Source organism: Streptomyces vietnamensis (genome assembly GCF_000830005.1).
GTDB classification, from domain to species: Bacteria; Actinomycetota; Actinomycetes; order Streptomycetales; family Streptomycetaceae; genus Streptomyces; species Streptomyces vietnamensis.
The window spans coordinates 5,153,791-5,177,807 of the sequence record NZ_CP010407.1; the positions used below are offsets into that span (position 1 = coordinate 5,153,791).

Consider the following 24,017-nt stretch of genomic DNA (forward strand, 5'->3'; position numbering starts at 1 on the left):
CCCGAGTCCGTACCAGGGACGATCTCAGGGCCGACCCTGATGTCCGGAGCGGGCCGAACGTGTGACGATCGGTGCATGTCCGCAACCGCTCGTGTCACCGAGACCGACGAACCGCCCGTGCGCAGGCTCTACCGGAGCGCCGACGGGCGGTGGCTCGGTGGTGTCGCGCGCGGCCTCGCGGGCCACCTCGGCCTTCCGGTCGTCTGGGTGCGCGTGCTCTTCGTGGTGCTGTCGTTCTCGAACGGCCTCGGCATCGTGCTCTACGCGGTCTTCTGGATCGTCGTCCCGCTCGGCGTCGGCGGCCGGTCCGCCCCGCGCTCCCTCTTCGAGGAGACCCCGGACGGGCGGCGCAGACTGCGCAAGCCCGACAGCGGCCAGGTCGTCGCCCTGATCGCCCTCGGCATCGGCATCGCGGCCCTCGTCGGGAACGTCAGCGTCGACAACGAGACCGGGCGCTACATATGGCCCCTCCTCCTCATCGCCGTCGGCGTCGTCCTCGTCTGGAGACAGGCGGACAACGCCCGCCGGGCCAGCTGGACCGACTCCGGGCGCCACAGACGCGCGCTCCAGGTCGCCCGCGGCCTCGTCGGCGTCGGCCTCGTCGGCACCGGCCTCGCGGTCTTCGTGGTGGTCCGCGGCTCCGTCGCCCAGCTCGGCACGGCCGTCACCGCCTCCGTCGCGGTCCTCACCGGCATCGCGCTCCTCGCCGGCCCCTGGCTGGTCCGCATGTCGCAGGACCTCAGCGACGAGCGGACCATGCGCATCCGCGCCCAGGAGCGCGCCGAGGTCGCGGCCCACGTCCACGACTCCGTGCTGCACACCCTCACCCTGATCCAGCGCAACGCCGACGACGCGGGAGAGGTGCGCCGCCTCGCCCGTGCGCAGGAGCGCGAGCTGCGGAACTGGCTCTACAAGCCCGAGGGCACCGGCCGGGACGAGGAGCCCGAGACCCTCGCGGAGGCGGTGAAGAGAGCGGCGGCCGAGGTCGAGGACAAGCACGGTGTCCCGCTGGAGGTGGTCGTCGTCGGCGACTGCCCCCTCGACGAGAAGCTGACCGCGCAGATGCAGGCCGCGCGCGAGGCGATGGTCAACGCCGCCAAGTACGGTGGCGAGGGCGGGGCCGTGCAGGTGTACGCCGAGGTGGAGGGCCGCATGGTGTTCGTCTCGGTGCGGGACCGGGGACCGGGTTTCGACCTGGACGCGGTGCCCGAGGACCGGATGGGCGTACGAGAATCGATCATCGGTCGTATGCAGCGCAACGGCGGTACGGCCCGGCTGCGGTCACCGCAGGGTGGGGGCACCGAAGTGGAGCTCGAGATGGAGAGGGCGGACGGATGAGCGACGAGACCGGAGCAGCGGCCGGAACCGAAGCGGAGGCGCCGGGCACGGAGCGCCGGGTGCGGGTGGTGCTCGTCGACGACCACCGGATGTTCCGCACCGGGGTCCAGGCCGAGATCGGCCGGACCGAGGTCACCGGCGTCGAGGTGGTCGGCGAGGCCGCCGACGTCGACCAGGCGGTCACGGTCATCACCGCGACCCGCCCCGAGGTCGTCCTCCTCGACGTGCACCTGCCGGGCGGCGGCGGGGTCGAGGTGCTGCGGCGCTGCGCGAGCCTGATGGCTGCGTCCGAGGACCCGGTCCGCTTCCTGGCCCTGTCGGTCTCGGACGCGGCCGAGGACGTCATCGGGGTGATCCGGGGCGGTGCCCGCGGCTATGTCACCAAGACGATCACCGGTACGGACCTGGTCGACTCGATCTTCCGCGTCCAGGAGGGCGACGCCGTCTTCTCGCCGCGCCTCGCCGGTTTCGTCCTGGACGCCTTCGCCTCGACGGACGCGCCGCCGGTGGACGAGGACCTGGACCGGCTCACCCAGCGGGAGCGGGAGGTGCTGCGGCTGATCGCCCGGGGATACGCGTACAAGGAGATCGCCAAGCAGCTCTACATCTCGGTGAAGACGGTCGAGTCACACGTCTCGGCGGTGCTGCGGAAGCTCCAGCTCTCCAACCGCCACGAGCTGACCCGCTGGGCCACCGCCCGCCGCCTGGTCTGAGCGGGCTCGGCGAACCCGGGCCGCTCATCGGCGAATCCGGGCCGCTCAGCCGACGCGGGTCGCTCCGGCGAAGGGCATCTCGTCGATGGGGGCGATCCGTACCGGGGCGCCCGGCCGGGGGGCGTGGATCATCTGGCCGCCGCCGATGTAGAGCCCGACGTGGCTGATCCCGGAGTAGAAGAAGATCAGGTCGCCGGGGGCGAGCTGGGAGCGGGAGACCCGCCGGCCGGCGTTGATCTGGGTGTACGTGGTGCGGGGCAGGGAGACGCCGGCCGCGCGCCAGGCCGCCTGGGTGAGGCCGGAGCAGTCGTACGCGGAGGGGCCCGTCGCCCCCCACACGTACGGCTTGCCGAGCTGGGCGCGGGCGAAGGAGATGGCCGCCGCGGCCCGTCCGTCCGGGGCGGTCACCGGCTCGCGCTCGCCACCCGAGGAGCGGTCGGCCCGCACCGGGGCGGAGACGTCGGCCGCGCCCGGGGCGCTCGGCCCGTCGGTCCGCGTCGAGGTGCCGGAGCCGTTCCGGGCCGCGGCGGCCGCCTCGTACCGGGCGCGTTCCTCCTCGGTCAGCCGGGCGAGCAGCGTCCTGGCCTCCGCCAGCTTGCCGACCACGGTCGCCTTCTGCCGCCGCAGCTCCGCCTCCTGCGCGCGCAGTGCGGTGAGCTTCCCCGCCGACTCGCCGCGCAGCTGCCGGATCGCGGCGAGCTCGCGCCGTACGGCCGTGACGGCGGCCGCCTGCCGGTCCCCGGCCTTCTCGGCGAGCGCGGCCCGCTCCAGGTACTGGTCCGGGTCCGAGGTGAGGACGAGCTGCACCGCGGGGTCGAGACCGCCGGAGCGGTACTGGGCGGCGGCCACGGCTCCGAGCGCGTCCCGTGCGGTGTTGAGGCGCTCGGTCCTGCGGGCGGCCTCGTCACGCAGCCGGTCGAAGGCGGCGCGGGCCTCGTCGGCCTTCTCCTTCGCCCCGTTGTACCGCTCGGTCGCGACCTCGGCCTCCTCGTAGAGCCGGTCGACCTTCGCCCTGACCTGGGCGGTGGTGGGCCGGGGGTCCGCGTGTCCGGACCCTTCGAAGAGCGTCGCCGTCGCCGCAGAGGCGAGGGCGAGGGTGGCGGCGGTCCGTACCGCCGAGCCGCCGAGGGGGGACTGTTTGGACTTCCGGTGCGCTGCCACGAGGGCGGGTCACATCCTCTTCCCTGAGGGGGACGGTGCCCGCCGGGCCGACGGCGGGCCGCACAGGGGAGACGGACCGCCGCCGGGTTTTCTCGGCGGGGGTGACCGACGGCCGCCGGATCGCCGGCGGTGGTGGGGAGCCGGTCACCTGGTGGAGGACGCTAAACCTGGGGTCACGGCCGGACGGGGAGTTGACCGCTATTGGCGTCAGTTGACGTGTCGTGGACCGAACTCTTTCGTTCGGAGTGAGGGGACGGGGACATTCCGGCGGTCGTCCGACCGATGCGGCGGGGGGAGTGGACCCGGCCGGAGAGCGGTGCTAGGGCCCCGGTTAGGCTCCGCCCCATGGACGTACTCATCAATGTCTTCGTCGCCCTGCACATCATCGGTATCGCCTCCCTCCTCGGCGGCTTCCTCACCCAGATGAAGGCGATGGGCGCCGGTACGGCCCGCTTCAGCCCCGCGATGCTGCACGGCGCGCTGACCATGCTGATCACGGGCGTCGCGCTCGTCGGCCTCAACCAGGCCGACGACCACACCGTGAACAACCTCAAGGTCGGCATCAAGCTGGCGATCCTCGTCGTGATCCTCGGCCTCGTCTACGTCAAGCGGGACGAGGAGAAGGTCGACAAGGCCCTCTTCGGCGCCGTCGGCGGCCTGACCATGGCGAACATCTTCATCGCGACCCTCTGGGTGTGAGCCCTGCGTGAGCTCTGCGTGAGCCCTGTGTGAGGCCTGTGTGAGGCCTTCCACAGAGACGGTTCCGAAGGCGGACCCGGATGTCGGCGGGGCGTCCTAGACTCGTGAGGCGATGAGCAGCCTCTTTGACGACAGCTTCCTGGCAAGCCTCCAGAACCACTCGGAGGAGCCCCCGCCCCACCCCGAGGACGAGGAGCACGGCTCCCCGGCCACGGAGGAGGTCCCGCACGACCTCTTCGGGGAGCACTTCGACGCGCCCCCGCCCCGGGACACGCACTACCGCGACGGCGCCCCGCGGCCCGTCGTGGACGCCGCCGCGCTCCTGGAGGGGCTGAACGAGCAGCAGCGCGCCGCCGTCGTCCACACCGACACCCCGCTGCTCATCGTCGCCGGTGCCGGCTCCGGCAAGACCCGGGTCCTCACCCACCGCATCGCCCACCTCCTGGCCACCCGGCACGTCCACCCCGGCCAGATACTGGCGATCACCTTCACCAACAAGGCCGCCGGCGAGATGAAGGAGCGCGTCGAGCAGCTCGTCGGCCCGCGCGCCAACGCCATGTGGGTCATGACCTTCCACAGCGCGTGCGTCCGCATCCTGCGCCGTGAGTCGAAGAGGCTCGGCTTCACGTCCTCCTTCTCGATCTACGACGCCGCCGACTCCAAGCGCCTGATGTCGCTGGTCTGCCGGGACCTGGACCTCGACCCGAAGAAGTTCCCGCCGAAGTCCTTCAGCGCCAAGATCTCGAACCTCAAGAACGAGCTGATCGACGAGGAGACCTTCGCCGACCGGGCCGCCGACGGCTTCGAGAAGACGCTCGCCGAGGCGTACCGGATGTACCAGGCGCGGCTGCGCGAGGCCAACGCCCTGGACTTCGACGACATCATCATGACGACGGTCCACCTGCTCCAGGCGTTCCCGGACGTCGCCGAGCACTACCGCCGTCGCTTCCGCCACGTCCTCGTCGACGAGTACCAGGACACCAACCACGCCCAGTACACCCTCGTGCGGGAGCTCGTCGGCACCGGCTACGAGGACCTCGGTCCGGCCGAGCTGTGCGTCGTCGGCGACGCCGACCAGTCGATCTACGCCTTCCGCGGCGCGACCATCCGCAACATCCTCCAGTTCGAGGAGGACTACCCGGACGCGACGACGATCCTCCTGGAGCAGAACTACCGCTCCACCCAGACGATCCTCTCCGCCGCCAACGCCGTCATCGAGCGCAACGAGTCCCGCCGCCCCAAGAACCTGTGGACGAACGCGGGCGCGGGCGCGCAGATCACCGGCTACGTCGCCGACACCGAGCACGACGAGGCCCAGTTCGTCGCCGACGAGATCGACCGGCTCACCGACGCGGGCGAGGCCAAGGCCGGGGACGTCGCCGTCTTCTACCGGACCAACGCCCAGTCCCGTGTCTTCGAAGAGATCTTCATCCGCGTCGGACTGCCCTACAAGGTCGTCGGCGGCGTGCGCTTCTACGAGCGCAAGGAGGTCCGGGACGTCCTCGCGTACCTCCGCGTCCTCGCCAACCCCGAGGACAACGTGCCGCTGCGCCGCATCCTCAACGTCCCCAAGCGGGGCATCGGCGAGCGCGCCGAGGCGATGATCGACGCCCTCTCCCTGCGCGAGAGGATCACCTTCCCGCAGGCCCTCAAGCGGGTCGACGAGGCGTACGGCATGGCGGCGCGCTCGGCGAACGCGGTGAAGCGGTTCAACGCGCTCATGGACGAGCTGCGCACCGTCGTCGAGTCCGGCGCCGGCCCGGCCGTCGTCCTGGAGGCCGTCCTGGAGCGGACCGGCTACCTGGCCGAGCTCCAGGTCTCGACCGACCCGCAGGACGAGACCCGCATCGAGAACCTCCAGGAACTCGCCGCCGTCGCCCTCGAGTTCGAGCAGGAGAAGGGTGAAGAGCCCGCGAGCCTCGCCGAGTTCCTGGAGCGGGTCGCCCTTGTCGCCGACTCCGACCAGATCCCGGACGAGGACGAGGAGGGCCGGGGCGTCATCACCCTGATGACCCTGCACACCGCCAAGGGCCTGGAGTTCCCGGTGGTGTTCCTCACCGGCATGGAGGACGGCGTCTTCCCGCACATGCGCGCCCTCGGGCAGACGAAGGAGCTGGAGGAGGAGCGGCGCCTCGCGTACGTGGGCATCACGCGCGCGCGTGAGCGGCTCTACCTCACCCGCTCGTCGATGCGCAGCGCCTGGGGCCAGCCCTCGTACAACCCGGCCTCGCGCTTCCTGGAGGAGATCCCGCCCGCGTACCTGGAGTGGAAGCGGACCGGTCCGATGGCGAAGCCCGCCGGGCCGACCGCGGGGATCACCTCCTCGCTCTCCTCTTCGCTCTCCTCCTCCCGCGCCCGCTCCGGCCCCTCCGGCTTCGCCACCCGGCGCGCCGGCGAGAAGCCGGTGATCTCCCTCCAGGTCGGCGACCGCGTCACGCACGACCAGTTCGGGCTCGGCACGGTCATGGCGGTGACCGGCGCCGGCTCGGACGCCCAGGCGACGATCGACTTCGGCGACGACAAGCCGAAGCGGCTGCTGCTGCGGTACGCGCCGGTCGAGAAGCTGTAGCGAGGCGGGACGTACGAGAAGGGCCCCCGGCGGAAAGTCGCCGGGGGCCCTTCTCGTACGCGTGCGGGGGAAGGCTCAGCTGGTCGGGTCGAGGCCGTGGCTGCGCAGCCAGGCCAGCGGGTCGATCGCGGAGCCGGCGCCCGGCCGGACCTCGAAGTGGAGGTGCGGGCCGGTGGAGTTGCCGGAGTTGCCGGAGTAGGCGATGACGTCGCCGGCCTTGACGTAACCCGAGCGGATCTTGGTGCTGCTCAGGTGGCAGTACCAGGTCTCGGTGCCGTTGGGGGAGGTCACGATCGCCATGTTGCCGTAGGCGCTGTTCCACTGCGTGCGGACGGTGCCGTCGGTCGCGGCCATCACGGGGGTGCCGTACTGCACGGGGAAGTCGATGCCCGTGTGCACCGACATCCAGTTGACGCCCGCCTGGCCGAAGCGCGCGCTGAGCTGGTGGAGCGTCACCGGCAGCACGTACTTGGGGCGCATGGCCTCCTTGCGGGCCGCCTCCTCCTCGCGCTTCTTCTTCTCGGCGTCCTGGCGGGCCCGGAGGTCGATGCGCTCCTGGGTGCGGCTGGCGCGGTCGCCGAAGTCGCGGGCGTCGGCGCTGAGCGCGGCGAGCTGGGTGTCGAGCGCGCTGTTGGCGGCGACCTGCTTGACCGAGGCCGGGTCGGCGGCGGCGAGCGAGGTCGTGTCGTCCTTCTGCCCGCCGGTCGTGGTGGAGCCGGTGAGCCCGCCGACGGAGGCGGCGGCGATGCCGGCGACGCCCATGACGCAGGCGGAGGGTACGGCGACGGTCAGCAGCGCGGACCGTTTGGCGGGGGTACGGCGACGGCCGCGGCTGCCGCCGGAGGAGCGGCGCACGGGGCGGCCTGCGACGGGCGAGTCGGTGCGGAGCTCGACGGCCGGCTTCTCGTACGTGTCGTACGCGTCGGCCTCGTCGTCCTCACCGTCTTCGAGGGCTTCCGGGGCCCCGGCCTCGGCCGGGTCGTCGTCCTCGGCCGGCTCGTAGGCCTCGTAGGTCTCGTCGGAGGGGAGTTCCTCGTGGCCCTCGTGCCCCTCGGGGACGTACTCGAAGGCGAACTCGGCGGTGTGCTCGGCCTGCGGGGTGTACTGCTGGGGGACGACCGGCTCGGGCTCCGGGGCCGCGTGGTTCCACGCGGTCGCGTCGAAGGCGCCGGTCTCGGTCGCGAAGGCGGGGGCGGCCCACTGGCCGGTGGCGTCGTAGGCCTCGTAGCCGTACGCGCCCTGGGCGGCGTAGGAGCCTGCGTGGGCGGTCTCGTACTGGCCGGCGTGCTGGGCCTCGGTCCAGGCGGAGGCGTCCCACTGTCCGGTGGTGTCGTACTGCGTCGCGGTGGTCCCGTACGTGCCGGTGGCCTCGTAGGAGGCGGCGGCGGTGTTCCACTGGCCCGTGGTGTCCCACTGGCCGGTCGTGTCGTACTGCCCCGTGGTGGCGTACTGCCCGGTGGTGTCGTACTGCCCCGTCGTCGCGTACGTGCCGGTGGTGGCGTACTGGCCGAGGTCCCACTGGCCGCTGTGGTCGGCCTGACCGCCGGGGTAGGCGCCGAACAGCGGGTCGATGGCGAAGCTGCCGGTGGTGTGGGCGCCGTCTCCGACGTACCCGGCGTGGGGGTGCTGGTCGTTCACCAACGTCTCTCTCGCCTCGGCAGCAGGACCAGTCCGGGGCGGGCCCGTGAGGGGTGTCCCGGGGGTAAGCAGTGGCGCGACTGTACCCGGCGGTACGCGGGGCGGACAATCTTCGGAGGGGTTCGGGCCCGCAGGAAAAGGGCAATCGACCCCGTTTTGCCAGGTCGGGTGTAGAGCTTTGGCCTTGTGTTCGATGAACGTTCGAAGAACGGTGTCGTGCGCTCAGGCGACGGAGGTGGAACCGGGCCCCTCTTCCCGCGTCCCGGAGGCGACGGGACCCCCGGCGTCGAGGGCCTCCCGGACCCCGGCGGCCACGGTCGGATGCACGGGCAGCGCGAGATGGCCGATGCCGCTCACCCGCACGTTGTGCACGAGCAGGTCCGGGTGGTCGAGACGGGCGGTCTCCACCGGCACCATCATCTGGTCCAGATCGCTCCAGAAGCTCACGCACCGGGTCCGGCAGCCGGGCGCGGGCCCGGCGAGCTCCCGCAGGACCTCCGAACCGGGCCGCATCTGCCGCACCAGCGGATGCGCGTCGGCGAGCGGGGCCACCGTGGTGCCGGAGTGCGGGGTGCCCAGCGTGACGAGGGTGCGCACCCGGGCGTCGCCGCCCAGTCGCTGCACGTAATAGCGGGCGATCAGGCCGCCCAGGCTGTGCCCGACGACGTCGACCTCGGCGTGTCCGGTGCGGGCGCGGATCTCGTCCACCCGGCGGCCGAGCAGCTCGGCGGCGGCCCGCAGGTCGCAGGTGAGCGGTGAGTAGTTGAGCGACTCGACACAGTCACGGCCGTGCCGGACGAGGGAACGGCGCAGCAGCACGAAGACCGAACGGTTGTCGACGAAGCCGTGCAGGAGGACGACCGGGCGGCTGCCCGGGGTGATCGTGGTGGGGGTCGGGGCGGGGGAGAGCCGCTCGGCGACGATCCCGGACGGGTAGAGGACCAGATGGCCGGTGAGGATCGCGACTTCCAGCGCGGTGGCCTTCATCAGGGCGGTGACCTTGGTGAGCTCCATGGCCGGCCTCCCGAACGGCACGCGGGGCCGACACGGTACGGCGGTCCGCCGCGCCCCCGCGCCGCACGGACGGCGGCACGGGGGCGCGGCGGACCTCGTCGCGGCTCCCTTCGCGACCGGCCCCGCTCGCGGCTGGTGGGCCCAGGAGGAGGGCCCGTAAGCGGGGACGGCGCAGAGCGAACATGTCCCACGTGTGATTTCCCCCTCGGTGGCCACCGCGAAACGGCCGGGTGCGGGATGCTGGGGATAACGTTCGTTCACCTCCCCGGCAACGAAGCGCGGGGGTCGCATGTGGAGGCAGTCATGGGTGTGAGCGGTCCGATCCGCGTGGTCGTCGCCAAGCCGGGTCTCGACGGTCACGATCGCGGGGCCAAGGTGATCGCGCGAGCGCTCCGCGATGCCGGCATGGAGGTCATCTACACCGGGCTCCACCAGACGCCCGAGCAGATCGTCGACACCGCGATCCAGGAGGACGCCGACGCGATCGGCCTCTCGATCCTCTCCGGAGCGCACAACACGCTGTTCGTGAAGGTCCTGGAGCTCCTCAAGGACCGCGACGCGGAGGACATCAAGGTCTTCGGCGGCGGCATCATCCCCGACGCGGACATCCCGCCGCTCAAGGAGAAGGGCGTGGCGGAGATCTTCACGCCGGGCGCGACGACCGCGTCCATCGTCGACTGGGTGAACGCGAACGTCCGCGTCGCCGCGTGATCCGCTGCGCGGTGCGCATGCGATGACAGGGCCTTCCCGCTCGGGAGGGCCCTGTCCCGTCCCGGCGGGGAACCGCCCCGGCGGAGGGCGGTGACCGTCAGGCGTCCGGTGGGGTGAGTTCCGCGCGCATCGCCGCGCGGAGACGGAGCGTGGAGACCAGGCGCTGGAAGGCCTCCGACCAGTAGTCGCCCGCGCCGGGGGAGCTGTCCTCCGCCTCGTCGGGACGGGCCGTCAGGGACTCCAGCTGCCGTGCCGCCTCCGGGGCGAGGCAGCGCTCCGCCAGGCCCATCACCCCGCTGAAGCTCCACGGGTAACTGCCCGCCTCCCGCGCGATGTCGAGGGCGTCGATCACCGCCGCGCCGAGCGGTTCCGCCCACGGTACGGCGCAGACGCCAAGCAGCTGGAACGCCTCCGAAAGACCGTGGGCCGCGACGAACGAGGCCACCCAGCGCGCCCGTTCCTCCACGGGCAGCGTCGAGAGGAGCTGGGCGCGCTCGGCCAGGGACGAGGTGCCGGGGCCCGTCGCGGGCGGGACCGCCGGGGAGCCGAGCAACGCGCGGGACCAGTCCGGGTCCCGCTGGCGCACGGCGGCCCGGCACCAGGCCGCGTGCAGCTCGGCCTGCCAGTCGTCGGCGACCGGCAGCGCCACGATCTCCTCCGGGGTGCGCCCCCCGAACCTCGCCGGCCACGCGGACAGCGGCGCCGCCTCGACGAGCTGGCCCAGCCACCAGGAACGCTCGCCCCGGCCCGCCGGAGGCGTCGCCACCAGGCCGTCCCGCTGCATCGCCGCATCGCACTCGTGCGGGGCCTCGACGGCGATCGTCGGCGTCGGGGCCGTACGGTCCAGGCCGACGCAGGTGGCGGCCCGGCCCGCCATCCGCCCCGCGAGCGCGGAGGCCGGCAGGGCGGAGAGCAGCTCGGCGGCGGTGGCCCGGACGTTGCGGCTGCGGTCGCCGAGGGCCTCCTCGAGGAACTCCTCGTCGGCATCGGAGAGTCCGGCCCGCAGCGAGTCCAGGAACATCAGCCGGTCCTCCGCCCGCTCGGCGGACCAGGTCGACGCGAGCAGCGCGAGACCGGCGGCCGGGTCCTCGGTCCGTACGGCGGCGAGCAGGGCGACCCGCTCGGCGAACAGGCCCTCGTCCCACAGGGCGCGGACCCCCTCCGGGTCCCCCGAGGACGGGAGGTTGCCGGCCGCGCCCGTGCCCCGGAGGGCGAACCTCCACTCGGGGTTGAGCCGGGCCAGCCACAGACCGCGCGGCCCGGCGAGGCGGAGCGCCTGGGGCCGCAGATCGGTGCGGGCCCTGGCCGCGTCGAGCAGCGCCGGCAGGGCGGCGGGCGGCGCCTTGTAGCCGTGCCGGTTGGCGAGGGCCAGCCACTGGGGGAGCAGCTCGGCCAGGTCGGGGGCGGCCCCGCGCCGCCCGGCGGGCGAGGGCGCGGCCCGGCCGGCGAGCAGCTGGTCGAGGCGGAGCCGGGCCGCCTCGGGCAGCGGCGCGCGCGGGTCCTCCGGTGCGGGCTCCGGCAGGGGCGCGGCGGGCCCGGGCCGCAGCCCCGCCCTGCGCCGCACGGTGTGCAGCGCGGCGGCGTCGAGCAGCGCACCCGGCATGTCCCGGGCCGCCGTGGAGCCCGCGAGCCCGGCGGGAGGCCGCCGGTCCGTGCCGAGGAGCGCCGAACTGACGAGCTCCTCCCACGCCGCGTCATCGGCGGGGGGTGTGGTGGAGGTGGTCGTGGTGGTGTCCATCGGGCTCCTCCGGTGGGTCGGTGCGCGGTGGTCGGGTGCCGGGTGGGCGGGCGTCATGGGGGCAGGCGTCATGTGGGCTGACGTCAGGTGAGCGGGAGCCAGGTGAGCTGACGTCACATGGCGGGTGTCATATGAGGGGGACCGTCTCGCCCGGGGTCTCCGGCGACCAGGCGGCGAGCGGGGTGAACCCCCGGTGCCCGCACTCCCCGAAGACGGTCACCGGGGCGCCGCCGGACAGGGCGACCAGCCGCCAGAGCCCGGGCCGGGACTGGGCGGCGGGCGTCAGGGGCAGCGCCTCGCGGCCGTCGGCGTCGGCGAGCTGCCAGCCGTACTCCGCGGGCGCCGGTACGACCCCGCTCAGCGTCACGGGCCAGGAGTCCAGCCACGGGTCCTCGGCCAGCGCGCGGCCGTACGCGTCGAGCGCCGCGCCGACCGGCCCGCCCGCCGGAGGGGCGACCGGGCCCGCGACCGGGACGAACTGCTCGCCCGGCTCCGCCCGCACCTGGCCGGCGCCGGTGTGCGGGGTCAGCTCGCCGTCGAGCAGTGCGCCCACGGGGAGCGCGAGCTGCGGCGCTCTGCCCGCCGCGCCGTAGGAGAGCAGGAGCGCGGTGCGCCCGGTCTTCGTGCCGTGCAGCCAGATCCGACGGGTGGTCAGCCGGGCGTCGGCCGCGTCGTACTGCGCGAGGACCAGCCAGTGGTCGCGCACCGGGACGCCGTCGGCCGGGGAGGCGAGGCCCACCCGGGTCCGTACCGTCGTCGCGAACGGGGCGGGCAGCCGGTCCGCCGCCAGCCACGCCCGGTCGAGGAGATGGGTCAGCGCGCACTCCTCCAGGAGCCGCACGGGCCAGCCAGGACCCGAGCCCGGTATCGCCCCCAACTCCCGGACCCGGCTGGCGAGTCCCGGCGCCTGGGCGTCGACCATGCGGGCCGCCGTCTCCTCCCACAGCCCGTACCCCGCCTGTCCGGCCGCCGCCAGGCCGCCGCGCAGCAGATCGGCGAGCCGCTGCTCCAACTCCTGCGTCCCCGAGGTGATCCGGGCCGCCCTCCGCTCGGCCCTGCGGCGCGCGGCCTCGGGGTCCGCCGTCGGCCCCGGGGCCGCGTCCCCGTCCCCCCGTCCGGCGCCCGCGGCCCGGCCGCGCCGCGCGGTGAGCCAGTGTGCGGCCCAGTCGGGCGCGGGGGAGTCCTCGGCGGCGATCCCGTCCGCCGCCCGGAGCAGCAGCAGACCGAGGGCGTGCTTGCAGGGGAACTTCCGGCTGGGGCAACCGCAGGAGTACGCGGGGCCCGTGGTGTCGACGACCGTCCGGTACGGCGTGCTCCCGCTGCCCTTGCACAGGCCCCAGACGGCACCGTCGCCGCACCCGGTCTCCGACCAGGGCCCGGCCGTGCCGAGCTTGCTCCCCGCTCTGCGCGACGCTTCGTCAGGAGCCAGTGCCAGCACCTGTTCAGCCGTCCAGCGCACCCCCATGCCATTCATGTCCCCGACGGTAGAGGCCGCCACTGACAACGCCCCTGACGACTCCTCTGACAACGCCCTTGGCAACGCCCTTGGCAACGCCTCTGACCAGCGGTGACATCCGATTGTCAGTGGCATGGTGCACGGTGGATCGCACAGCAGGTCGAACGATCTGGAGGGGGATCCATGCCCGTGCCCGAAACCATCGCGCAGCCCGGTTCCGGTGTCGAGACGGACACCGGACCGGGACGGCCGCAGACCGCCGCCGAGGCCCTGCGGCCGCACGCCGAGCAGGCCTTCGCCCATGAACTCGCGGCCCTCGCCGCCGCCGACGACCGGCCCCGGCCCGCCCGCTGGCGCCTCTCGCCCTGGGCCGTCGCCACCTACCTCCTCGGCGGCACGCTCCCCGACGGAACCGTCATCACACCCAAGTACGTCGGACCGCGCCGCATCGTGGAAGTCGCCGTCACCACGCTCGCCACCGACCGGGCACTGCTCCTGCTCGGCGTCCCCGGCACCGCCAAGACCTGGGTCTCCGAGCACCTCGCCGCCGCCGTCAGCGGCGACTCCACCCTCCTCGTCCAGGGCACCGCCGGCACGCCCGAGGAAGCCATCCGGTACGGCTGGAACTACGCCCGGCTCCTCGCCCACGGCCCCAGCCGGGACGCCCTCGTGCCCAGCCCCGTGATGCGCGCGATGTCCCGGGGCACGACCGCCCGCGTCGAAGAACTCACCCGCATCCCCGCCGACGTGCAGGACACGCTCATCACGATCCTGTCCGAGAAGACCCTGCCCGTCCCCGAACTGGGGGAGGAGGTGCAGGCCGTCCCCGGCTTCAACCTGATCGCCACCGCCAACGACCGCGACCGGGGCGTCAACGAGCTCTCCAGCGCCCTGCGCCGCCGCTTCAACACGGTCGTGCTCCCGCTGCCCGCGACCCCCGAGGACGAGGTCGACATCGTCGCCCGCCGCGTCGAGCAGCTCGGACGCTCCCTGCAACTGCCCTCCCCGCCCGACGGCGTCGACGAGATCCGCCGGGTCGTCACCGTCTTCCGCGAGCTGCGGGACGGCGTCACCGCCGACGGCCGCACCAGGGTCAAGTCCCCCTCGGGGACGCTCTCCACGGCCGAGGCGATCTCCGTCGTCACCGGCGGACTCGCCCTCGCCGCCCACTTCGGCGACGGCGTCCTGCGCCCCGCCGACATCGCCGCCGGCATCCTCGGCGCGGTCGTCCGCGACCCGGCGGCCGACCGGGTCGTCTGGCAGGAGTACCTGGAAACGGTCGTGCGGGAGCGGGACGGCTGGAAGGACTTCTACCGCGCCTGCCGCGAGGTGAGCGCATGACGCCCACGGCCACTGCGTCGGACGAGCCCCGCGCGCCGGACGCGGACCGGGCGCTGGGCCCGGCGTCGGACGGGGGCCGGGCCGTGCCCCCGGTGCCGGCGTCGGACCGGGCGTCGGACGCGGGTGGGGTCGCGGCTCTGGTCGCGGACGCGGACCGGGCGTCGGACGCGGGTGGGGTCGTGGCTCCGGTGGCGGACGGGGACCGGGCGTCGGGCTCGGGGCGGGCCGCGGTCCCGGTGTCGGATCCGTCCCGGGTCGCGGTCCCGGCGTCGGATCCGTCCCGGGGCGCGCGTCCGGGGGCGGGCCCGGCCTCGGGCGTCGGCGCCGGGGCCGGCGGGCGCCGGGGCGGGCCCCTGCTGCTCGGGGTGCGGCATCACGGGCCCGGCTCCGCGCGGGGAGTGCGGGCGGCGCTGGAGGCGGAGCAGCCCGCCGCGGTGCTCGTCGAGGGACCCGCAGAGGCCGACGCCCTCGTGGCGCTCGCCGGGGACCCGGACATGCGGCCGCCGGTCGCGCTGCTCGCCCACGCCGTGGACGACCCCGGGCGGGCCGCGTTCTGGCCGATGGCCGAGTTCTCGCCCGAGTGGGTCGCGATCCGCTGGGCCCTCGACCGGGGCGCCGCCGTCCGCTTCGTCGACCTGCCCGCCGCCCACACCCTCGCAGCCGCCGACCCCACCTGGCGGGACGAGGGGGACGACGAGGAGGCGGTCGCCGGCAGCGGCCTGCGGATCGACCCGGTCGCCGAACTCGCCCGCGCCGCCGGGTACGAGGACGCCGAGCGCTGGTGGGAGGACGTCGTCGAGCTGCGCGGCGACGGCGACCCCACCGCCCCCTTCGAGGCCCTCGCCGAGGCCATGGGCGCCCTGCGCGAGACGTACGGGCACGGCGGCCACCCCCGCGACCTGGTCCGCGAGGCGTACATGCGGCTCCAGCTGCGCGCCGCCCGCAAGGAGTTCGGCGACTCCGTCGCCGTCGTCTGCGGCGCCTGGCACGTGCCCGCCCTCACCCGCAGGACCACCGTCACCGCCGACAAGGCCCTCCTGAAGGGCCTGCCCAAGGTGAAGGCCGAGCTGACCTGGGTCCCCTGGACCCACCGCAGGCTCGCCCGCCGCTCCGGCTACGGCGCCGGAATCGACGCGCCCGGCTGGTACAGGCACCTCTTCGCCGCCCCCGACCGGCCCGTCGAGCGCTGGATGACCAAGGTCGCCGGCCTCCTCAGGGCCGAGGACCACCCCGTCTCCTCCGCCCACGTCATCGAGGCCGTTCGGCTCGCCGAGACCCTCGCCGCGCTGCGCGGCCGTCCGCGCCCCGGCCTCGACGAGACGACCGACGCCGTCCGCGCCGTCCTCTGCGAAGGCTCCGACGTGCCGCTCGGCCTCGTCCGCGACCGCCTCGTCGTCGGCGACGTCCTCGGCGAGGTCCCGGCCAGCGCCCCCGCCGTACCCCTCCAGCGCGATCTGACCCGCCGCCAGCGCACCCTGCGCCTCAAGCCCGAGGCGCAGGAGCGCGAGCTCGGCCTCGACCTCCGCAAGGACACCGACGGCGAGCGCAGCCGTCTGCTGCACCGGCTGCGCCTCCTCGGCGTCCACTGGGGCGAACCGGCCGCCGGACGCGCCGGCACCGGCACCTTCCGCGAGACCTGGCGGCTGCGCTGGGAGCCCGAGCTGCACGTCCAGGTCGCCGAGGCCGGCGTCTGGGGCACCACCGTCGAGGGCGCCGCCACCGCCAAGGCCGAGTCCCTGGCGCTCGCCGCGACCGCCCTCGCCGACATCACCGCCCTCGCCGAGCACTGCCTCCTCGCCGGGCTCACCGACGCGCTGCCCGTCGTCATGCGGGCGCTCGCCGACCGGGCCGCGCTCGACACCGACGTCGCCCACCTCGCCCAGGCCCTCCCGGCCCTGGCCCGCTCCCTGCGCTACGGCGACGTCCGCGGCACCGGCACGGCCGCCCTCGGCGGGGTCGCCGCCGGGCTCGCCGAGCGGATCTGCGTCGGCCTGCCGCCCGCCTGCGCCGGCCTCGACGCGGACGCCGCCGCCGAGATGCGCGACCGCCTCGACGCCGTCCACACGGCGATCGGCCTCCTCCAGGACCACCCGGAGACGACCGCCGCGCCGACCGGACCCGAGGCGGACACCGACCCGGCCGCGCCCGACGCGCCCATCGCGCCCGACGCGCCCACCGCGCCCGGTCGGCCCGCCGCACCCGCCCGGCCCGAGGCGAGCCCCGGTCCCGCGAGCCCCGGTCCCGCGAGCCTCGGTCCCGCCAGCCCCGGCCCCGGCGCTGCCGCCGCCCCCGGGCGCCCCGCCGGTGGCCTCGCCAGGCGTTGGACCGGAGTGCTGCGGCGGCTCGCCGACCGTGACCGGACACCCGGTGTGCTTCGGGGGAGGGCCGCGCGGCTTCTTCTCGACGAGGGCGGGATCGGGGACGGTGAGGCCGCGGTGCTCATGAGCCGTGCTCTCTCGCCCGGTACCCCGCCCGGCGACGCCGCCGCCTGGATCGACGGATTCGTCGGCGGGGCCTCCGGCGGCGGGCTGCTCCTCGTCCATGACGAGCGGCTTCTCGGGCTCGTCGACGCCTGGCTGGCAGGGGTGCCGGACGCGGCCTTCACCGACGTCCTGCCGCTGCTGCGCCGCACCTTCTCCACGTACGAGACGGGCGTCCGCCGCACCCTCGGCGAGCTCGTCGCCCGGGGGCCCCGGTCCGGCGGGGCGGGGGGCTCCGTTCCCCGTGCCCCCGGCTTCGGGCCCACTCCCGATCGTGCGCGGGCCGATGCCGTACTGCCCCTGCTTCAGCTCATTCTCGGAACGGAGGCCCACGCGTGATGACCGACGAGAGGCTGCGGCGCTGGCGGCTCGTGCTCGGCGGCGGGGACGCTGACGGCACCGGCCGGACGCTCAGCGGCACCGACGCCGCCATGGACGGCGCCCTCACCGCGCTCTACGACCGCAAGGGCCAGGGCGGCGGAGCCGGGCTCGGCGCCTCCGCGCCCTCCGTCGCCCGCTGGCTCGGCGACATCCGTAGGTACTTCCCGACCTCCGTCGTCCAGGTCATGCAGCGCGACGCCATCGACCGGCTCGGGCTCGCCACCCTCCTCCTGGAGCCGGAGATGCTGGAGGCCGTCGAGCCCGACGTGCACCTCGTCGGCACCCTGCTCTCCCTCGGCAGGGCCATGCCCGAGACGACCCGGGAGACGGCGCGCGCCGTCGTCCGCAAGGTCGTCGACGAGCTCGAGAAGCGGCTCGCCACCCGCACCCGCGCCACCCTCACCGGCGCGCTCGACCGCTCCGCCCGGATCAGCCGCCCCCGCCACCGCGACATCGACTGGGACCGCACGATCCGCGCCAACCTCAAGCACTACCTGCCCGAGCACGGCACGCTCGTCCCCGAGCGGCTCGTCGGCCACGGGCGCGCCTCCCGGGCGGTCAGGAAGGAGGTGGTGCTCTGCATCGACCAGTCCGGCTCCATGGCCGCCTCCGTCGTCCACGCCGCCGTCTTCGGCGCGGTCCTCGCCTCCCTGCGGTCGCTCGCCACCCGCCTCGTCGTCTTCGACACCTCCGTCGTCGACCTCACCGAGCAGCTCGACGACCCGGTCGACGTCCTCTTCTCCACCCGGCTCGGCGGCGGCACCGACATCAACCGCGCCCTCGCCTACTGCCAGTCGAAGATCACCCGGCCCGCCGACACCGTCGTCGTGCTCATCAGCGACCTGTACGAGGGAGGCATCCGCGACGAGATGGTGAAGCGGGTCGCCGCGATGAAGGCCTCCGGGGTGCAGTTCGTGAGCCTGCTCGCGCTCTCCGACGAGGGCGCGCCCGCCTATGACCGGGAGCATGCCGCCGCGCTCGCCGCCCTCGGCGCCCCGGCCTTCGCCTGCACCCCCGACCTGTTCCCGGAGATCATGGCCGCCGCCCTGGAGAAGCGCCCCCTTCCGATACCGGAGGGGTGAGCGGCCGGTGCGGAATCCGTCGTCGCGGGACCACCCGCACGGGGGTCCGCAGCCCGACTGAGGCTCATATCACACGCGTGGCGGAACGGCCCTCACCCGAGCGCCCGGCGCGTCGTGAGGGCCCCGGAGGCCAGTCCCCGCCTGCCGCGAGGGCACCCCGACCCCATCCCGCCACCCCTACGGAACGCCCCCCGACCCCTACGATCTGTGACCCGTATCACCGCTCTGTTGGGATCTGCGATTTAGGGACCCACGGCCCACGGGGATAACCTGCGAGACGGACATGCCGCGTCCACGGACTCCGTGCACGCCTCCCTTGTGACAGCGCAGTCACGTTGCCCTCCGCGGCACGCCCACGCAGACAACGAACCGCGATCATCAGAAAAGGGACGGACGCGCGTGGACCTGTTCGAGTACCAGGCGAGGGACCTCTTCGCCAAGCACGGTGTACCGGTGCTGGCCGGTGAAGTCATCGACACGCCTGAGGCGGCGCGCGAGGCCACCGAGCGTCTTGGCGGCAAGTCGGTCGTCAAGGCGCAGGTGAAGGTCGGCGGCCGCGGCAAGGCCGGCGGCGTCAAGCTGGCCGCCACCCCGGACGAGGCCGTCGCCCGCGCGACGGACATCCTCGGGATGGACATCAAGGGCCACACGGTCCACAAGGTGATGATCGCGGAGACCGCTCCGGAGATCGTCGAGGAGTACTACGTCTCGTACCTCCTCGACCGCACCAACCGCACCTTCCTCGCCATGGCGTCCGTCGCCGGTGGCATGGACATCGAGGAGGTCGCCGCGACGACCCCCGAGAAGCTCGCGAAGGTGCCGGTCGACTCCAACACGGGCGTCGACATCGAGAAGGCCCGCGAGATCGTGGCCCTGGCGAAGTTCCCGGCCGAGGTCGCCGAGAAGGTCGCCGAGGTCCTCGTGACCCTGTGGAAGACCTTCGTCGCCGAGGACGCGCTCCTCGTCGAGGTCAACCCGCTGGCCAAGGTCGCCTCCGGTGAGGTCATCGCCCTCGACGGCAAGGTGTCCCTCGACGAGAACGCCGACTTCCGTCAGCCCGAGCACGAGGCGCTCGAGGACAAGGAAGCAGCCAACCCGCTCGAGGCTGCCGCCAAGGCCAAGAACCTCAACTACGTCAAGCTCGACGGCGAGGTCGGCATCATCGGCAACGGCGCCGGCCTGGTCATGTCGACCCTGGACGTCGTCGCGTACGCCGGTGAGAACCACGGCGGCGTGAAGCCGGCCAACTTCCTCGACATCGGCGGCGGCGCCTCCGCCGAGGTCATGGCGAACGGCCTGGAGATCATCCTGGGCGACCCGGACGTCAAGTCCGTGTTCGTCAACGTCTTCGGTGGCATCACCGCCTGTGACGAGGTCGCCAACGGCATCGTCCAGGCCCTGGAGCTCCTCGCCTCCAAGGGCGAAGAGGTCACCAAGCCGCTGGTCGTGCGCCTCGACGGCAACAACGCGGAGCTGGGTCGCAAGATCCTGTCGGACGCCAACCACCCGCTCGTGCAGCGCGTGGACACCATGGACGGCGCGGCCGACAAGGCCGCCGAGCTCGCGGCTGCGAAGTAAGGGACAGGGGAAACCACAGCCATGGCTATCTTCCTCAACAAGGACAGCAAGGTCATCGTCCAGGGCATGACCGGTGCCACGGGCATGAAGCACACCAAGCTCATGCTGGGTGACGGCACCAACATCGTCGGCGGCGTGAACCCGCGCAAGGCCGGCACCAAGGTCGACTTCGACGGCACCGAGGTCCCGGTCTTCGGGACCGTCGCCGAGGCCATGAAGGAGACCGGCGCCAACGTCTCGGTCCTCTTCGTGCCGCCGGCCTTCGCGAAGGCCGCCGTCGTCGAGGCGATCGACGCCGAGATCCCCCTCGCCGTCGTCATCACCGAGGGCATCGCCGTCCACGACTCGGCCGCGTTCTACGCGTACGCCGTCGAGAAGGGCAACAAGACCCGCCTCATCGGCCCGAACTGCCCCGGTCTCATCACCCCGGGCCAGTCCAACGCCGGCATCATCCCGGGCGACATCACGAAGCCGGGCCGCATCGGCCTGGTCTCGAAGTCCGGCACGCTGACGTACCAGATGATGTACGAGCTCCGTGACATCGGCTTCTCCTCCGCCGTCGGCATCGGTGGCGACCCGGTCATCGGCACCACGCACATCGACGCCCTCGCGGCGTTCGAGGCGGACCCCGACACCGACCTGATCGTCATGATCGGCGAGATCGGCGGCGACGCCGAGGAGCGTGCGGCCGACTTCATCAAGGCCAACGTCACCAAGCCGGTCGTCGGCTACGTCGCGGGCTTCACCGCGCCCGAGGGCAAGACCATGGGCCACGCCGGCGCCATCGTCTCCGGCTCCTCCGGCACCGCCCAGGCGAAGAAGGAGGCCCTCGAGGCCGCCGGCGTCAAGGTCGGCAAGACGCCGACCGAGACGGCCAAGCTCGCTCGCGCGATCCTCGCGGGCTGAAAGCCTGACGAGGCTGAACGGGCTGTGCGCACAGCAGCCTGACCAGCGGTACGTGAGTGGGCCCCGCCCCTCCCGGGAGACCGGGCGGGGGCGGGGCCCCTTCGCGTGTCCGTACGTCCGCGTGTCCGCACGCGTCACTCGACCGCCGGGACCAGCCGCTCCGGGCCCGGGTTGGGCTCCGAGCGCAGCTTGTTGCGGAGCTCCACGTCCTCCGGGCGGAGCTTCTGCGGGCCGCCGCGCACGGGCACCCCGTTGACGGTCTCGCCGGGGGCGTTCACCGGGATGTAGCGGGTCGGCGCGGTCGCCACCGTGAAACCGGTGACCGCGATGAGGATCGCCGTCACCCCCAGCACCGCCCGCGTCCAGGTGCGGGCCCGGCGTTCGCTGCCCGTCCGGACCGCGCGCGCGGCCGGGAGGGCCGCCGCCGGCGCCTCCGCGACCAGCGCGCTCAGACGTCGGTGCAGGTCCTCGGGGGCGGCGAGCTCCGGGACCTGCTTCGCGATGACGGTACGGGCGTGCAGCAGCCGGTTCGCGGCGGCGGGAGTGCTCGCCTCCGTCTCGGCCGCCGTCTCCGGCAGGTCCAGGCCGAGCCCGTCGTAGAGCAGGACGGTGCGGCGGTACGCCGGGGGCAGGTCGAGGAGCGCGCCGAGCAGCGCCCGGTGGCCCGCCTCGGCCGGCGGGGCGTCGGGGTGCTTGTGGGCGCGGCGCAGCCGGTGCCAGGGGGAGAGGGCGTACTCGTACGCCGCCGCCCGTACCCAGCCTGCCGGGTCCGCGTCCACGGCCACCTCGGGCCAGCGCTGCCAGGCGTGGTGGAAGGCGTGCTCGACGGCCTCGCGGGAGAGCCCGCGGCGGCCGGTGAGCAGGTACGTCTGGTGGACGAGGCCGGGCGCGATGTACGCGTACAGCGCGTCGAAGGCCTCCTCGGGGGTGAGCCCCGGTACGGCGGGTTCCGCCGGAGCCTCGGGCGTGAGCTCCGGCGCGGCGGGTTCCGCTTCCACGGGGACCTCCACCGGTTTCAGCCGCTCCGGCGGCTTCGCGGCGCCTTTGCGGGCGGGACCCGGAGCGATGGCCGGGACCGGGGACGGGGCCCGCGGCGGCTTGGCGGCCCGCTTGGCGGCGGCCTTGGGCCGGACGCCGGCTGCCGCGGGGGACGCCGCCGCGGGGGCGCCCGACCCGGCGGAGGGCCTCGCCGCGGCGGCCGCGGGAGGCTGGACCTGGGCCTCTGCCGCCTCCGGTCGGGCCTCGGCCGACGCCGTTTCCTGTCGGGCCTTTTCCTCCGCCTCCGGCCGGGGCTCCGGCCGCGCCGGCGGGGGCTCCGGGTCGTGGCCGGTGAGCAGCCTCGCGTAGGCCTCGCGCTTGCGGCCGCGGGGGGTCGAGCGGCCGGTCTCCCAGGCCCTGACCGTTGCCTTCGTGACGCCCATGGCCTCGGCGACCTGCTCCTCGCTGAGGGCGAGGGCTTCACGCAACCTGCGCCGCTCCTTCGGGGTCGGCAGGGTGACGGAGGGTGCGGAATCCGCGGTGCTCCGGCTCATCGGCGTCGACCTCCCGCAGAGCTGCTCTGGGCGGAAAAGTACATAAACGTATATTGAGCGACACAGCGGATGTTTGCCTGTTACGCGGTGAAAGCGCGTGTCGTTGGCACCATGACTCCGTGACCCATGTGACCGAGCCGCACCCCCTGGTCCAGGGCGGTCGTTCCGCCGCGCTCGCCACCGCCTGCGTCCGGGGCGGGCTGGCCGCCGGACTCGGTCTCGGCACCCTCGCGGTCCTGGTGATCGCGGCCTGGATCAGCTCTCCGTACCCCGACAGCGGCCCCGTCGGCGCCCTGCACGTCGCCGCCGGGATCTGGCTGCTCGCGCACGGCGTGGACCTGGTCCGTACGGACACCCTGTCCGGCCTGCCCGCGCCCCTCGGCATCGTCCCGATGCTCCTCGCGGCCCTGCCCCTCTGGCTCGTCCACCGGGCCGCCCGCGACACCCTCGACCCGGGTGACGACGGGGCCCGGCCGCGCCCCTCCCCGAGCGGCGCCCTCGCCGCCGTGGCCGGGGGGTACCTGCTGGTCGCGGCCGCCGTCGTGGTCTACAGCGAGAGCGGCCCCCTGCCCGCCGACCTCGTCACCGCCGGACTCTGGCTGCCCGCCGTCGTCACCGGCGCGGCGGGCGCGGGCGTCTGGACGGCGCTCGGCCGTCCGCTGCCCGGGCAGCGGACGGCAGCCGCCCTGCGCGCCGCCGGGCTCGGACTCGTCACGCTGCTCGGCGGCGGCGCGGTGGCCGCGGGGGTCTCCCTCGCCTGGCACGCGAGCCGTGCGCAGGCCTCCTTCGCAGGGCTCGCGGGGGAGTGGTCCGGCCGGGTGACGGTCCTGCTGCTCGTCCTCGCGCTGCTGCCGAACGCGGCCGTCTGGGGAGCCGCGTACGGACTCGGCCCCGGCTTCGTCCTCGGTACGGGCGCGCTCGCGACCCCGCTGGGTCTCGTCGGCGACCCGGCCGTGCCGCCCTTCCCGCTCCTGGCCGCGCTGCCCGCCGAGGGGCGCGGCACCTGGGCGCACTGGGCGACCGCGGCGGTCCCGCTGGCAGCCGCCGTGGTCCAGGGCCGTCGCGCGGGCCGCGCGGCCCGGAGCTGGGCGGCCCGGGACGCGGCCCTCGCGGCGTTCGGCGCGGCCTGGGCGTACGGGGCGGCCGTCGCCGTCCTCGCGGGCGCGGCGGGCGGCCCGCTCGGCGGCGGCCGGCTCTCGGCCTTCGGCCCGGTGTGGTGGCAGGCGGGCGCGGCGGCGGTGCTGTGGGGGACCTGCGCGGGGGTGCCGGTGGCGCTCGGGGTACGGGCCTGGGGCCGCCGGATTCCGCGCTCCCGGAGGCCCGGGACCAGGCCCGCGCCTGCGCCGGTGCCGTCCGTGCCGCCGATGCCGTCCGTGCCCGCGCCGACTCCGGCGGCGGCCCCCGTCGCGGCCCCCACGGCAGCTCCCGTGGCAGCGGTGGCCGGGATGCCCGCCGCGGCCGCCTCGCCCGAGGCCCCGCCCGTGCCCCCTTCAGGTTCCACGGAGACGCCGCCGGAGACCGGCACCCGCCAGGCCTCCGACGGCGACTCGGGCGACTCGTACGTGGACCCGATCGCCGACCCCTTCGGAGACCCCGGGTACGAGCCGTACGACTACCTCCCGGCGGCCTGGGAACCCTCCCCGCCGCCTTCCGCCGACCAGAACTGACCGACCGGAACCG

General features: G+C 74.3%; 17 protein-coding genes. 11 read left to right on the forward strand and 6 right to left on the reverse strand.

The window, feature by feature from the left end; all coding sequences use genetic code 11:
* Positions 1–75: 75 nt before the first annotated feature.
* Positions 76–1,338 carry an ATP-binding protein gene (locus SVTN_RS23280; protein ID WP_041130836.1) on the forward strand — a complete coding sequence of 421 codons (1,263 nt, stop codon included), beginning with the start codon at positions 76–78 and terminating at the stop codon, positions 1,336–1,338.
* Positions 1,335–2,051, forward strand: a complete 717-nt coding sequence (locus SVTN_RS23285; RefSeq protein ID WP_041130837.1) for a LuxR C-terminal-related transcriptional regulator — start codon at positions 1,335–1,337, stop codon at positions 2,049–2,051. The genes SVTN_RS23280 and SVTN_RS23285 overlap by 4 nt, the downstream gene beginning before the upstream one ends.
* Positions 2,052–2,096: 45 nt before the next feature.
* On the opposite strand, the gene SVTN_RS23290 is transcribed toward SVTN_RS23285, so the two are convergent.
* Complete coding sequence (locus SVTN_RS23290; protein ID WP_041130838.1) at positions 2,097–3,212, reverse strand: C40 family peptidase; 1,116 nt, start codon at positions 3,210–3,212, stop codon at positions 2,097–2,099.
* 345 nt (positions 3,213–3,557) lie between these two features.
* Here SVTN_RS23290 and SVTN_RS23295 point away from each other — a divergent pair, with 345 nt between their 5' ends.
* Both SVTN_RS23295 and pcrA read left to right on the forward strand, forming a co-directional pair.
* Positions 3,558–3,911: a hypothetical protein gene (locus tag SVTN_RS23295; RefSeq protein ID WP_041130839.1), complete on the forward strand. Its 354-nt coding sequence runs from the start codon at positions 3,558–3,560 to the stop codon at positions 3,909–3,911.
* A gap of 112 nt (positions 3,912–4,023) precedes the next feature.
* On the forward strand, positions 4,024–6,480 hold the full coding sequence (pcrA, locus tag SVTN_RS23300) for a DNA helicase PcrA (protein WP_041130840.1): 2,457 nt from the start codon (positions 4,024–4,026) through the stop codon (positions 6,478–6,480).
* 75 nt (positions 6,481–6,555) lie between these two features.
* On the opposite strand, the gene SVTN_RS23305 is transcribed toward pcrA, so the two are convergent.
* Both SVTN_RS23305 and SVTN_RS23310 read right to left on the reverse strand, forming a co-directional pair.
* A complete protein-coding gene (locus SVTN_RS23305; RefSeq protein ID WP_041130841.1) occupies positions 6,556–8,118 on the reverse strand; it encodes a M23 family metallopeptidase in 1,563 nt (520 codons plus the stop codon).
* Between the two features lie 222 nt (positions 8,119–8,340).
* The gene (locus SVTN_RS23310) at positions 8,341–9,132 is read right to left on the reverse strand and encodes an esterase/lipase family protein (RefSeq protein WP_041130842.1); all 792 of its coding nucleotides are present in this window, start codon (positions 9,130–9,132) and stop codon (positions 8,341–8,343) included.
* A 303-nt stretch (positions 9,133–9,435) separates the two neighbouring features.
* Between SVTN_RS23310 and icmB the strand changes: the two genes are divergently transcribed.
* Complete coding sequence (gene icmB / locus SVTN_RS23315) at positions 9,436–9,843, forward strand: coenzyme B12-dependent isobutyryl CoA mutase small subunit (RefSeq protein ID WP_041130843.1); 408 nt, start codon at positions 9,436–9,438, stop codon at positions 9,841–9,843.
* A 97-nt stretch (positions 9,844–9,940) separates the two neighbouring features.
* Here the strand turns inward: icmB and SVTN_RS23320 are convergent, their stop codons facing one another.
* Both SVTN_RS23320 and SVTN_RS23325 read right to left on the reverse strand, forming a co-directional pair.
* Complete coding sequence (locus SVTN_RS23320; protein WP_041130844.1) at positions 9,941–11,581, reverse strand: DUF5691 domain-containing protein; 1,641 nt, start codon at positions 11,579–11,581, stop codon at positions 9,941–9,943.
* A gap of 127 nt (positions 11,582–11,708) precedes the next feature.
* Positions 11,709–13,055, reverse strand: a complete 1,347-nt coding sequence (locus SVTN_RS23325; protein ID WP_245727613.1) for an SWIM zinc finger family protein — start codon at positions 13,053–13,055, stop codon at positions 11,709–11,711.
* A gap of 165 nt (positions 13,056–13,220) precedes the next feature.
* On the opposite strand from SVTN_RS23325, the gene SVTN_RS23330 reads away from it, so the two are divergent.
* From SVTN_RS23330 to sucD, 5 genes are all read left to right on the forward strand, one after another.
* On the forward strand, positions 13,221–14,378 hold the full coding sequence (locus SVTN_RS23330) for an ATP-binding protein (RefSeq protein ID WP_041130845.1): 1,158 nt from the start codon (positions 13,221–13,223) through the stop codon (positions 14,376–14,378).
* Positions 14,375–17,197, forward strand: coding sequence for a DUF5682 family protein (locus SVTN_RS23335; RefSeq protein WP_245727614.1), 2,823 nt, complete (start codon positions 14,375–14,377; stop codon positions 17,195–17,197). Before SVTN_RS23330 ends, SVTN_RS23335 begins: the two co-directional genes overlap by 4 nt.
* Positions 17,197–18,321, forward strand: a complete 1,125-nt coding sequence (locus tag SVTN_RS23340) for a VWA domain-containing protein (RefSeq protein ID WP_041130846.1) — start codon at positions 17,197–17,199, stop codon at positions 18,319–18,321. Before SVTN_RS23335 ends, SVTN_RS23340 begins: the two co-directional genes overlap by 1 nt.
* A gap of 399 nt (positions 18,322–18,720) precedes the next feature.
* Complete coding sequence (gene sucC, locus SVTN_RS23345; protein ID WP_041130847.1) at positions 18,721–19,899, forward strand: ADP-forming succinate--CoA ligase subunit beta; 1,179 nt, start codon at positions 18,721–18,723, stop codon at positions 19,897–19,899.
* A 21-nt stretch (positions 19,900–19,920) separates the two neighbouring features.
* Positions 19,921–20,805 carry a succinate--CoA ligase subunit alpha gene (sucD, locus tag SVTN_RS23350; protein WP_041130848.1) on the forward strand — a complete coding sequence of 295 codons (885 nt, stop codon included), beginning with the start codon at positions 19,921–19,923 and terminating at the stop codon, positions 20,803–20,805.
* Between the two features lie 134 nt (positions 20,806–20,939).
* Here sucD and SVTN_RS23355 read toward each other — a convergent pair whose 3' ends face one another.
* The gene (locus SVTN_RS23355) at positions 20,940–22,337 is read right to left on the reverse strand and encodes a helix-turn-helix domain-containing protein (protein ID WP_041130849.1); all 1,398 of its coding nucleotides are present in this window, start codon (positions 22,335–22,337) and stop codon (positions 20,940–20,942) included.
* Positions 22,338–22,456: 119 nt separating this feature from the next.
* Between SVTN_RS23355 and SVTN_RS23360 the strand changes: the two genes are divergently transcribed.
* Complete coding sequence (locus SVTN_RS23360) at positions 22,457–24,004, forward strand: cell division protein PerM (RefSeq protein WP_099055221.1); 1,548 nt, start codon at positions 22,457–22,459, stop codon at positions 24,002–24,004.
* Positions 24,005–24,017 lie beyond the last annotated feature (13 nt).